The 12044-nt window shown below is 72.9% G+C and carries 9 protein-coding genes and 2 pseudogenes; 3 read left to right on the top strand and 8 right to left on the bottom strand.

Annotated elements, in window-relative coordinates; genetic code table 11:
• Window positions 1-840 carry an ABC transporter permease gene (locus tag MF408_RS20785; RefSeq protein WP_240249242.1) on the bottom strand — a complete coding sequence of 280 codons (840 nt, stop codon included), beginning with the start codon at window positions 838-840 and terminating at the stop codon, window positions 1-3.
• 1 nt (window position 841) lies between these two features.
• Window positions 842-1563: pseudogene (locus MF408_RS20780) on the bottom strand (ABC transporter permease).
• 624 nt (window positions 1564-2187) lie between these two features.
• On the opposite strand from MF408_RS20780, the gene MF408_RS20775 reads away from it, so the two are divergent.
• Window positions 2188-2487, top strand: coding sequence for an ion channel (locus tag MF408_RS20775; RefSeq protein WP_240249241.1), 300 nt, complete (start codon window positions 2188-2190; stop codon window positions 2485-2487).
• Window positions 2488-2505: 18 nt separating this feature from the next.
• Here MF408_RS20775 and MF408_RS20770 read toward each other — a convergent pair whose 3' ends face one another.
• From MF408_RS20770 to MF408_RS20745, 6 genes and pseudogenes are all read right to left on the bottom strand, one after another.
• Window positions 2506-3795 (bottom strand): MFS transporter, encoded by a 1290-nt coding sequence (locus MF408_RS20770; RefSeq protein ID WP_240249240.1) that lies wholly within the window; start codon window positions 3793-3795, stop codon window positions 2506-2508.
• 23 nt (window positions 3796-3818) lie between these two features.
• A pseudogene (gene uvrB / locus MF408_RS20765) lies at window positions 3819-5958 on the bottom strand (excinuclease ABC subunit UvrB).
• Between the two features lie 57 nt (window positions 5959-6015).
• Window positions 6016-6585 carry a carboxymuconolactone decarboxylase family protein gene (locus MF408_RS20760; protein WP_240249239.1) on the bottom strand — a complete coding sequence of 190 codons (570 nt, stop codon included), beginning with the start codon at window positions 6583-6585 and terminating at the stop codon, window positions 6016-6018.
• Window positions 6582-7472 carry an SDR family oxidoreductase gene (locus MF408_RS20755; RefSeq protein ID WP_240249238.1) on the bottom strand — a complete coding sequence of 297 codons (891 nt, stop codon included), beginning with the start codon at window positions 7470-7472 and terminating at the stop codon, window positions 6582-6584. The genes MF408_RS20760 and MF408_RS20755 overlap by 4 nt, the downstream gene beginning before the upstream one ends.
• Window positions 7473-7480: 8 nt before the next feature.
• Window positions 7481-8710, bottom strand: a complete 1230-nt coding sequence (locus tag MF408_RS20750; protein ID WP_240249237.1) for a phospholipase D-like domain-containing protein — start codon at window positions 8708-8710, stop codon at window positions 7481-7483.
• Window positions 8711-8828: 118 nt separating this feature from the next.
• Entirely contained in the window at window positions 8829-9569 is a 741-nt protein-coding gene (locus MF408_RS20745; RefSeq protein WP_240249236.1) for a DNA-3-methyladenine glycosylase 2 family protein, read from the bottom strand.
• Between the two features lie 305 nt (window positions 9570-9874).
• On the opposite strand from MF408_RS20745, the gene MF408_RS20740 reads away from it, so the two are divergent.
• Together MF408_RS20740 and MF408_RS20735 are read left to right on the top strand one after the other, a co-directional pair.
• Window positions 9875-10468, top strand: a complete 594-nt coding sequence (locus tag MF408_RS20740) for a TetR/AcrR family transcriptional regulator (RefSeq protein WP_240249235.1) — start codon at window positions 9875-9877, stop codon at window positions 10466-10468.
• Window positions 10469-10709: 241 nt separating this feature from the next.
• Complete coding sequence (locus MF408_RS20735; RefSeq protein WP_345893783.1) at window positions 10710-12023, top strand: ATP-dependent DNA ligase; 1314 nt, start codon at window positions 10710-10712, stop codon at window positions 12021-12023.
• Window positions 12024-12044 lie beyond the last annotated feature (21 nt).

Below are 12044 nucleotides of genomic sequence, written 5' to 3'. Positions count from 1 at the left end.
TCACCCCGTGATCCTGACCGTGGTCGTGGAGCCCCAGATCGCGAAGCTGAGGAAGAAGTCGGCCACGACGATCGTCACGATCGAGGTGCGGATCGCCCGCCCGACCGCACGGCCGACGCCGGCCGGCCCGCCGGACGCGGTGTAGCCGTAGTAGCAGTGGATGAGGATGACGGCGACCGCCAGGAACAGCAGCTTGAAGAACGACCACAGCATGTCGATCGGTGGCAGGAACTGCAGGAAGTAGTGGTCGTAGGTGCCGGCGGACTGGCCGTAGATGAGGGTGACGATCAGCCGCGGGGAGAGGTAGGAGGCGAAGAGGGCGACGATGTAGAGCGGGATCACCGCGATGAACGCGGCGATCATCCGGGTGGTCACGAGGAACGGCAGCGACGGCACGGCCATCACCTCGAGCGCGTCGATCTCCTCCGAGATCCGCATCGCGCCCAGCCGGGCGGTGTAGCCGCAGCCGACGGTCGCAGCGAGCGCGATCGCCGAGACCAGCGGCGCGACCTCGCGGGTGTTGAAGTACGCCGAGATGAACGCGCTGAACTTCGCGACGCCGATCTGGCTGAGCGACGCGTACCCCTGGATCCCGACCTCGGTGCCCGCGAAGAACGCCATGAACGCGATCACGCCGGCCGAGCCCGCGATGAGGGTGAGCCCGCCGACGCCGAAGGCCACCTCCGCCAGCGTGTTCCAGATCTCCCGGGGGTAGCGCTTGATCGCCTGGGGCACCCACAGCAGCGCCTTGACGTAGAACAGCGCCTGGTCGCCGTACTGCTCCAGCGACTGCCGCCGCGCCCGTACGGCGTCGGTGAGGAGCTCGCCCACGGCCGCCATGTCAGAGGCCCACCGGAGGAGCGACCTGGAAGTAGATGGCCGTGATCACCGCGTTCAGGAAGAACAGCAGCATGAAGGCGATGATCACCGACTCGTTGACCGCCCGGCCGACGCCGCTCGGGCCGCCACCGGCGCCGAGCCCCTTGTAGGCGCCGACGATGGCGGCGAGCCAGCCGAAGAGGGCCGCCTTGATCATGGAGATGTAGAGGTCGGGCAGCGACGCCAGCGCCGTGAACGAGGAGAGGAAGGCGCCGGCCGACCCGTCCTGCACGATGACGGTGAAGAAGTAGCCGCCGCCGATCCCGGCGCCGATGACGATCCCGTTGATCATCACCGCGACGAACATCGTGGCGACCACGCGGGGGCGACCAGGCGCTCGAGCGGGTCGATGCCCAGCACCTCCATCGCGTCGATCTCCTCGCGGATCTTGCGCGCCCCGAGGTCGGAGCAGATCGCCGAGCCGGCCGCGCCGGCGATGATCATCGCCGCGGCCATCGGCGCCGCCTCCCGCACCGTCGCCAGCACAGCGGTCGCCCCGGCGAACGACTGCGCGCCGAGCTGGCCGGTGAGGTTGCCGACCTGGAGCGAGATGACCGCGCCGAACGGGATCGACACCAGGATCGTCGGCATCAGCGTCACGCTGGTGACGAACCAGGCCTGCTCGAGGAACTCCCGGAACTGGAACGGACGGGTGAAGATCCGCTTGGTGACCTCGACGACCATGAGCGCGATCTCGCCGGGTCCCCGGACGACCGAGGCAGCGCTGAGCGCCAATCCGGACACCTCCCCCTCGCTCGCGACGGCCGCCATACTAGAACGTGTTCTCGTTATGGCAAACGAGACACGGCCCGCGGTGTTACAAATCGGTCAACGAGGCGCGCCGCGCAGCGGTCACGGTCGCGAAACCTGACCTGATACGCGGCCGGCCGTCGGGGTGCCGGGACGGGCTGGCCGTAGCATCCGCTTCGTGGAGCACCGCCCCCCTCCGGACCCTCGTGCAGCACCCGTCCGCGGTGCTGCTCGTCGGTCAGCTGACGGTCGTGCTGCTCTACCCGTTCCTCGACGCCACCGTGCCGGGCAAGGCCGTGCTCGGGGTGGTCCAGATGGCGGTCGTGCTGGTCGCCGTGTGGGCGGTGCGGCACACCCCGGCCCTGTCGTGGGTGGCGGTCGTCCTCGGTGGGCCGGCCATGGTGCTGACGATCGGCGAGGCGGTCTGGCCCGACACCGACTGGGTGGTCCTCGCCTCGGCCGCCTTCCACGTGCCGTTCTACCTGTTCGTCTCCTACGCGATGGTCCGCTACCTCTTCGAGGACGAGTGGGTCACGCGGGACGAGCTGTTCGCCGCCGGTGCGGCGTTCACGGTCGTCGCCTGGGCGTTCGCCTACCTCTACGCCGCCACCCAGGTGCTGTGGCCGGGCTCCTTCGAGTCACCCGGCTACCCGGCGACGGGGGGCAGACCCCGAGCCGCTGCCCTGGTTCCACCTGCTCTTCCTGTCGTTCACCAACCTGACGAGCGTCGGCCTCTCCGACATCTACGCGGTCAAGGACAACGCGCGGTCGCTGGTGATGATCGAGCAGCTGGCGGGCGTGCTCTACATCGCGTTGATCGTCGCCCGGCTCGTCGGCCTCACCCGGCGCCGCCGCTGACCGCGCCCCGCGGGTCCCTCAACCGATCATCGTCGAGCCGCGCTCGACGACCTCGCGCGGGACCTGCCGCCGGACCCGGTTGCGCCAGCGGAGGATCTGCACCGCCCCGAGGGTCCAGAGCACGTACTGCACCGACATCGCGGCCCGGAACGCGTCGGGCGTGTAGTCGGTCGACCCCGGGGCCGTCATCAGGTCGAGGACCGCGCCGACGGCGAGCACGGTGATGAGGGCCGCGACGAAGCCGCCCTGGTTGATGATGCCGCTGGCGCTGGCCATCCGCACCGGCGGGTTGCTGGTGCGGCCGACGTCGAAGCCGATCATCGCGACCGGCCCGGCACAGCCGCAGACGGTCACCAGCAGCACCAGCAGCCAGAGCGGGGCGTCGCCGGGCCACGCGAGCACGGCCGTCCACACCGCGACGGTCACGGCGACCGTGGCCAGGGCGACGGTCGAGCGGTGCCACGGGTGCCGGCCGACCATCCAGCCGAGCACCGGGCCGGTGGCGATCGACGCGACCACGACCAGGCTGAGCAGGGTGCCGGCCGCCGTCGCGGAGAGGCCCTCGCTCAGCACGAGGAACGGAAAGCCCCAGACCAGCGACAGCATGTGCGCGCTGAACGGCGCGGTGAAGTGCACCCAGAAGCCGAGTCGGGTGCCCGGCTGGGCCCACGACTCGCGGAGCGTCGCGACGAGCACCTGCCGCGACATGGGGTGCCCGCGCTGGTGGCGCTGCTCCGGGGTGTCGCGGACGACGGCGAGGAGCAGCGCCAGCAGCACCGGTCCCGCGGCCGCGGCCACCAGGTAGGCGCGGGTCCAGCCCAGCCCGGACAGTGCCCAGGTCATCGGCACCGCCGCCACGATGGCGCCGATCTGCCCGGTGCTGCCGGTGAGCTGCGTGACCAGCGGCACCCGGCGGTCCGGGAACCACGACGCGACCAGCCGGAGCACGCAGATGAACGTCATGGCGTCGCCGGTGCCGACCAGGAGCCGGGCGACCAGGGCGGTGGGGTACGTCGTCGCGAGGGCGAACCCGGTCTGCGCCACGGTCATCGTGACCAGGCCGACCGTCAGCACCGTGCGCGGCCCGAACCGGTCGATGAGCAGCCCCACGGGGACCTGCATGCCGGCGTAGACCAGGAGCTGGAGCATCGTGAACGAGCCCAGCTGGCTCGCGGACAGGCCGAACCGCTCGGTCGCGTCCAGGCCGGCCACCGCCAGGCTGCTGCGGTGGAAGACCGCCAGCACGTAGACCAGCAGCGCCGCCGCCCACACCACCCACGCGCGGGGCAGGGTGCGGGGCGGTGTCACGTCCGGATTCTACGGAGCGCCGCTCACTTGGTCGCCTCCACCATCTGCCGCAGCTCCTTGCGCAGCTCGGAGATCTCGTCGCGCAGCCGCGCGGCCAGCTCGAACTGCAGCTCGGCGGCGGCCGACTTCATCTGGTCGGTGAGGTCCTGGATGAGGGCGGCCAGGTCGGAGCTCGGCAGGCCGGCCAGCCCCTCCTCGCGGAGGGTGCGGCCGCCGGCCTGGGCCTCCCCCAGCCGCGGCACCGGCTGGCCCTTCGGCTTCACGCCACCGGCCCGGCCGGCCTGGCCGACGTCGGCCCAGGTCTGCAGCAGCGCCTGCGTGGTCTCGTCCTCGCGGGCCAGCATCTCGGTGATGTCGGCGATCTTCTTCCGCAGCGGCTGCGGGTCGACGCCGTTGGCGCGGTTGTAGGCCACCTGCTTCTCGCGCCGGCGGTTGGTCTCCTCGATCGCCGACGCCATCGACGGCGTGACCTTGTCGGCGTACATGTGCACCTGGCCGGAGACGTTGCGGGCGGCACGGCCGATCGTCTGGATGAGCGACTTGTCGGACCGCAGGAAGCCCTCCTTGTCGGCGTCGAGGATCGACACCAGCGACACCTCGGGCAGGTCGAGGCCCTCACGGAGCAGGTTGATGCCGACCAGCACGTCGTAGGCGCCCAGCCGCAGGTCGCGGAGCAGCTCGACCCGCTTGAGCGTGTCGACCTCGGAGTGGAGGTAGCGGGTGCGGATGCCGGCGTCGAGCAGGTAGTCGGTGAGGTCCTCCGACATCTTCTTCGTGAGCGTGGTGACGAGCACCCGCTCGTTGCGCTCGGTGCGCAGCCGGATCTCGTGGATGAGGTCGTCGATCTGGCCCCTTGGTGGGCTTGACCACGACCTCGGGGTCGACCAGGCCGGTCGGGCGGATGATCTGCTCGACCACGTCGCCCTGGACCTTGTCGAGCTCGTAGTCGCCGGGGGTGGCGGAGAGGTAGATCGTCTGCCCGATCCGCTCGAGGAACTCCTCCCACCGCAGCGGCCGGTTGTCCATCGCGCTCGGCAGGCGGAACCCGTGCTCGACCAGGTTGCGCTTGCGGGACATGTCGCCCTCGTACATGCCGCCGATCTGGGGCACGGTGACGTGGGACTCGTCGACCACCAGGACGAAGTCCTCGGGGAAGTAGTCGAGCAGGCAGTTGGGCGCGCTGCCGGGGCTGCGGCCGTCGATGTGCATCGAGTAGTTCTCGATGCCCGAGCAGGTGCCGATCTGGCGCATCATCTCGATGTCGTACGTCGTCCGCATCCGCAGTCGCTGCGCCTCGAGCATCTTCCCCTGCCGCTCGAACGTCGCAAGCTGCTCGGTGAGCTCGTGCTCGATCCCGGCGATCGCCCGCTCCATGCGCTCCGGGCCGGCGACGTAGTGGCTGGCAGGGAAGATGTAGAGCTCCTGGTCCTCGGTCAGCACCTCGCCGGTGACCGGGTGGAGCGTCATCAGCCGCTCGATCTCGTCGCCGAAGAACTCGATCCGGACCGCCATCTCCTCGTAGACGGGGAAGATCTCCAGGGTGTCGCCGCGAACCCGGAACGTGCCGCGGGTGAACGACAGGTCGTTGCGGGCGTACTGGATGTCGACCAGGCGCCGCAGCACCGTGTCGCGGTCGTGCTCCTCCCCCACCCGCAGCCGCACCATCCGGTCGACGTACTCCTGCGGCGTGCCGAGGCCGTAGATGCAGGACACGGTCGAGACCACGATCACGTCGCGGCGCGTGAGCAGGCTGTTGGTGGCCGAGTGGCGCAGCCGCTCGACCTCCTCGTTGATCGAGGAGTCCTTCTCGATGTAGGTGTCGGTCTGCGGGACGTAGGCCTCGGGCTGGTAGTAGTCGTAGTAGGAGACGAAGTACTCGACGGCGTTGTGCGGGAAGATCTGGCGCAGCTCGTTGGCGAACTGGGCGGCGAGCGTCTTGTTGGGCTGGAGCACGAGCACCGGCCGCTGCACCTGCTCGGCCACCCAGGCCACGGTCGCCGTCTTGCCGGTGCCGGTGGCGCCGAGCAGCACGACGTCCTGCGTGCCGCCCTGCAGCCGGCGGGTGATCTCCTCGATCGCCGCCGGCTGGTCGCCGGCGGGCTGGAAGTCGGACTCCACCTTGAACGGGTGGACGCGACGCTCGAGGTCGGTGATCGGACGCATGGGATCGAGCGTACGGGCGGGCGCCGACAACGCCCCAGCGCGGACCTCCCGCCCCGGTCAGCGGGGCCGGTCGGGACGCACCCGTAGCGCCCGGAGGGCGGTCGCGAGCATCCGGTAGTGGCCGACCAGCAGCACCGCCTCGATCGCCTCGCGCTCGTCGAGCGACGCCCGGAGCCGCTGCCATCCCTCCTCCGACAGGTCCTCCCGGTCGAGCAGCTCGCCGGCGGCCGCGAGCAGGGCGTGCTCCCGGGGGCTCCAGCCCTCGAGCGTGCCCGCCTCGGCCCGGGCGACCTCCTCGGCGGTCAGCCCCGCCCGCCGCCCGAGGCGCCGGTGCTGGGTCAGCTCGTAGTCCGACCCGGTCCAGGCGGCGACCCGGAGGACGACCAGCTCGGTCTCCCGCCGACGGAGCCGCCCGCCCGGCATCAGCCGGCCGGCGAAGTGCAGCCAGCCCCAGAACAGCCGGCGGTGCCGGCCCAGGGTGAGGAAGACGGCGGGCGGCTCGGTGCCGGCCACCCGCCCGAACACCCGGGCGAGGCCGGCGACCAACGGCCCGACGTCGCGCCGGCGACCGGGGGCGACCCGCGCTGCCCGGGTGCCGTCGTCGGGCGGCCGCTCGCCGGCGGTCACCCCGCCGTCCCGGTGCCGTCGCGGAGGTCGGAGCGTCGCGCCTGCTCGACCGCGGGCAGGGCGCCGTTGGCACCGGCGTTCAGCGCGCGCATCGCCAGCACGTAGGCCGGCGGGAGGCAGCGTTGCAGCCAGTGCAGCAGCCGGATGTCGGAGGAGGTGTAGACCCAGTAGCGGTTGCGGCGGACGCCGCGCCAGATCGCCTCGGCCGCCCGCTCCGGCGACACCGCCCGCCGCCGGAAGTGGTCGCGGGCGCGCTCGAACGCCCGGCTCCGCTCGTCGACGCCCGCGACCCGGACCGTGTCGACCAGGCCGGTGTCGACGCCGCCGGGGCAGACGAGCGACACCCCGATCCGGTGCCGCCGCAGGTCGAAGCGCAGCACCTCGGACACGCCGCGGAGGCCGAACTTGCTCGCGCTGTAGGCCGCGTGCCACGGCATCCCGATGATGCCCGCCGCCGACGAGACGTTGACGAGCTGGCCGCCCCGGCCGGCCTCGATCATCGGCGGCAGCAGCTCCTCGATGACGTGGACCGGTCCCATCAGGTTGACCTCGACCATGCTGCGCCAGTGCTCGTGCTCCAGCCCGCGCACCGTGCCCCAGGCGGAGATGCCGGCGACGTTGAGGACGACGTCCATCGCGCCCGACGTCGCGGTGACCCGGCCGGCCAGCCGTCGTACGGCGTCGCGGTCGGTCAGGTCGGCCGGCTCGGCCACCGCGACCCTCCCGCCGAGCGACCGGACCTCCTCCGCGACGGCGGCGAGCGGCTCGGGCCGGACGTCGGTGAGGTGCAGCACCGCCCCCTCCCGCGCGGCCTGCAGCGCGACGGCGCGCCCGATGCCGCCCGCGGCGCCCGTGACGAACACGTGGCGGCCCCGGAGGTCGGGCACCGGCGGCCTCACAGCAACGGCCGCAGCGGCCCGAGCACGGCCTCGGTGAACTTGCGGTGCAGGTCGCGCGCCTCCCACTCCTCGCTGATCAGCTCGAGGCAGTGGGACTGGTCGACGAGGAAGATCTCCTCGAGCTCGCGGGCGAGGCCGGGGTCGATCGCCTCGAGGTTGATCTCGTAGTTGCCCTGGAGGCTGAGCCGGTCGATGTTGGCGGTGCCGACGGTGCACCAGGTGCCGTCGACGGTCGCCGTCTTGGCGTGGACCATCGCGTCGCGGTAGCGGAGGATCCGCACGCCGGCGTCGAGCAGCTGGCTGAAGTAGCCGCGCGAGATCCAGTCGGCCACGATGTGGTTGGACTTCAGCGGCAGCAGCAGCCGGACGTCCACGCCCCGGCGGGCGGCGTCCTTGAGGGCGTCGACGAAGTCCTGGTCGGGGAGGAAGTAGGCCTGGGTGATCCACACGTTGCGGCTGGCGCGGTTGATCGCCTCCAGGTACATCCCGCGGATCGGGTACATCATCAGCCGCGGGACGTTGCGCTGCACCCGCACGGTCGGCTCCCACGTGGAGGCGGTCTCCAGCAGCAGCGGACGCTCGGAGGCGCGGAGGCGGCGGCGCCGGTTGAGGTTCCAGAAGTCCGCGAACGCGCGCTTGAGGTCCCACACGGCGGGGCCGGTCACCCGCACGTGGGTGTCACGCCACTCGGTCTCGTAGGCGGAGCCCACGTTGTAGCCGCCGATGAAGCCGACGTGGTCGTCGACCACCAGGAGCTTGCGGTGGTCGCGGCCGTAGCGGCGCAGGTCGAAGAAGCGCCAGCCCGCCGCGTAGACGGGATAGCGCAGCACCTTCATCCCCGGCGGGAACCGCTTGAAGGTCGGGGGGACGACCAGGTTGGCGAAGCCGTCGTAGATGCAGTAGACCTCGACGCCGCGGTCGGCGGCCGCGGCGAGCGCCCGCTTGAACCGCTCCCCCGTCGCGTCGCCCTTCCAGATGTAGGTCTCGAACAGGACCTGCTTCTGCGCGCCCTCGATGGCGGCCAGCATGTCGGCGTAGAGGTCGCGACCGAAGGTGTACGTCGTGATCTCGCCGTCGCCGACCGGCACCGTGTGCGGGTCGCGCGTCGGGAACGGCTTGGGCCGCTTGCCGCGGCGGCGGTAGGAGTCGACCAGCGACATCCCGACCGCGAGCCCGAGCTGGAGGCCGAACACCGTCAGCAGGACCCGTCGGAGCAGGGTGGCCACCGCTGCCGCCCGCTGCTGCCCACGTGGTCCCCACGGGCATCAATCTATAAGGGCGCCTGCGCCAGCCGGCTGTCCCACACCGGCCCCCGGGCCCGATCCCTCCGGCGAGCGCCTGCCGTCACGCCCCCGGGTAGTGGCGCGGCAGCGACATCCGCGGCCCCCGCCGTGGGCGGCGTACCCCCGCCGCGAGCAGGAGGAACGGCACCCGGCCCCGGTGCGGCCGCCAGGGCTCGAGCAGCTCGGCGAGCTCGAGGTCGTCGACCTCCCGGCCGAGCAGGGCCCACCCGACGTCCTTCGCGACGTGGAAGTCGCCGAACGAGACGGCGTCGGGGTCGCCGAGCGCCCGCTGCCGCACCTCGGCGCTGGTCCAGATGCCGAGGCCGGGCAGGCTCCTGATCGCCCGGTCGAGCGCGGGCGCCGCGTCCGCGCCGCCGCTACCCACCCGCTCCAACGACCGGGCGTGCCGTGCGGCGGTCACCACGGCGCGGGACCGGGCCGGGTCGACGTGGAGGCCCAGCCACGCCCAGCTCGGCACCTGGGCCAGCGTCTCCGGCTCCGGCTGGAGCCACAGGTCGACCTCCTCGCCGACCGCCGGCGCGGGCTCACCGTACCTCCTGACCAGCGAGCGGAAGCCGGCGAACGCCTCCTTGCCCGTGACCTTCTGCTCGATGATCGACGGGACCAGCGACTCCACGACCCGGCCGGTGCGCCCGAGCCGCGCGTGCGGCCGGTGCCGCCAGGCCTCGGTCACGACGGGGTGCAGCGGCTCGAAGCCCGACCAGTCGTCGGCGGCACCGAGCAGCTCGGGCAGCTGGTCGAGGGCCCACGCCGCGCCCGGGCCCCAGGCGGCCGCGCTCACCTCACCGGCGCGCGCCGAGGAGAGGACCGACAGCGCGACCGGGCCGTCGGGGGGTACGGCTGGCCCGCCAGTGGGGGGCCGCGCTCCCCCGGCGCCAGCCGAAGCGTCGGGTCGCCCGCGCCGCGGCGCTGCTGGAGCAGCACGTGCCGCACCGGGCACGGCCACTCCGGCCGCCACACGCGGGTCGCGTCCGGGCTCCTCACGAGCAAGCAGACTAGGCTGTGCAGCCGCACGAAAGTGATTCGTCAGAGCACGAGAGACCTCCGGGAGGGCCGGTGACCGCAGTGCCCGAGGCGACGGGTCCCGTGGCGAGGACCTCCGAGACCGCGCGCCGTGCCCGCCTCGACCAGGAGGCCGTGCTGCAGGCGGCCGAGGCGCTCGTCGACCGGGAGGGCTACGACGCGCTCACCATGACGCTGCTCGCAGCCGAGCTCGACGCGCGGGTCTCCTCGCTCTACAACCACGTCGCCAACCTCGAGGACCTCCGCGCCTCGATCCAGGTGCGGGCGATGCGGCTGCTCGGCGACCACGTGCGGCGCGCGGCGATGGGCCACGCCGGTGCCGACGGGCTGCGGGTCCTCAGCCACGAGCTGCGGGCGTTCGCCCGCGCGCACCCGCAGCGGTACGCCGCGATCACCCGGCCGCCGATCGACCGCGAGGCGTTCTTCGCCGCCGCGGCCGACACGATCGAGGCGCTCGCGGTGATGGTGCGCTCCGCCGGCCTGCCCGAGGAGCGGCTCCTGCCGACCGGGATGGCGGTCTTCGCCGCGCTCCACGGCTTCGTGTCGCTCGAGGTCGCCGGCTACTTCGGCGGCGTCGAGGACGACCTCGACGGCGTCTACGAGACGGTGGTCCGGGGCGCCGTCACGGCGGCCGTGCTCGAGGCCACGCATGACTGAGCGCGCGGCCCGAGCGGCCTGAACGGGGCGACGGTGCTGCTGCAGGAGGTCGTGACGGTGTCGGCGGCGGTCGCCGCGACCCGCTCGCGCAAGGACAAGACCGCGCTGATCGCCGGTCTCCTGGCCCGCGCCGAGCCCGCCCAGCGGGAGCTGGCGGCGTGGTACCTCAGGGGCCGGCTCCGGCAGCGGCGCACCGGCCTGGGCTGGCGCAGCCTCGGCTCCCCTGCCTCCCGCCGCCGGCGTGCCGACACTGACCGTCGCCGAGGTCGACGCGGCGCTCGACGACGTCGCGAGGCTGTCCGGTGCCGGGTCGGCGGCGGCCCGCGCGACCGCGGTCGCCGACCTGTTCGGCCGCGCGACCCACGAGGAGCAGCAGTGGCTGCGGGCGGTGGTCCTGGGCGAGGTCCGCCAGGGGGCGCTGGAGGCGGTGATGACCGAGGGGCTCGCCGCCGCGGCCGAGGTGCCGGTCGCGGACGTGCGGCGCGCCGCGATGCTCGCGGGCGGGGCGACGTACGTCGTCGACGCCGCCTTCGCCGGTCGCGAGGCGCTCGCGGCGGTCGGGCTCACCGTCGGGCGCCCCGTGCTGCCGATGCTCGCGTCGTCGGCGCCGGACCTGCCGGCCGCCCTGGCCAAGCTCGCCGGCGGCGAGCTGGCGGTGGACGCGAAGCTCGACGGGATCCGGGTGCAGGTCCACCGCGACGGCGACCGGGTGCTGGTCGCGACCCGCAGCCTCGACGACATCACCCACCGGCTGCCGGAGGTCGTCGAGGCGGTGCGGTCGCTGCCCGCGGAGCGGCTGGTCCTCGACGGCGAGGCGATCGCCCTCGACGAGGACGGGCGCCCGCGACCGTTCCAGGAGACGGCCGCGCGCACCGCCACCGAGGCCGCCGGCGGCGCGGGCGCCGCCGTGACGCCGTTCTTCTTCGACCTGCTGCACCTCGACGGCCGTGACCTGCTCGACCTGCCGGCTCGCGACCGGTGGACGGCACTGGAGGAGCTCGTGCCGGAGCACCACCGGGTGCCCCGCTGGCGCGGAAGCGACCCGGAGCAGGCGCAGGCGTTCGCCGACCGCGTGCTCGCCGACGGCCACGAGGGCGTCGTCGTCAAGGCCGCCGACGCGGCGTACGCCGCCGGCCGCCGCGGCGCGGCATGGGTGAAGGTCAAGCCGGTCCACACCCTCGACCTCGTGGTGCTCGCCGTCGAGTGGGGCTCCGGCCGCCGCAGCGGCTGGCTCTCCAACATCCACCTCGGCGCCCGCGACCCGGAGCGGCCGGGTGGGTTCGTGATGCTGGGGAAGACGTTCAAGGGGATGACCGACGAGATGCTGCGGTGGCAGACCGAGCGGTTCCTCGGCCTGGAGACGCACCGCGAGGGGCACGTGGTCCACGTGCGGCCGGAGCAGGTCGTCGAGATCGCGTTCGACGGGCTGCAGCGCTCGACCCGGTATCCCGGCGGGCTCGCGCTCCGCTTCGCGCGGGTGGTGCGCTACCGCGACGACAAGACCGCCGACGAGGCGGACACGATGGAGACGGTGCGGGAGGCGGCGGGCCGGTAGCGGCTGCCGCTGCGGTGGTGT

The sequence above is a fragment of the Nocardioides sp. TF02-7 genome (assembly GCF_022437945.1).
In the GTDB taxonomy this organism is placed as follows: domain Bacteria; phylum Actinomycetota; class Actinomycetes; order Propionibacteriales; family Nocardioidaceae; genus Nocardioides.
The sequence above is the reverse complement of the archived record's forward strand: the minus strand, read 5'-3'. Positions and strand labels throughout refer to the sequence as shown.

What these genes read in the sequence shown, in the direction of transcription:
- MF408_RS20785 (WP_240249242.1), bottom strand. Translation starts at nt 840, where the DNA reads ATGGCGGCCGTGGGCGAGCTCCTCACCGACGCCGTACGGGCGCGGCGG.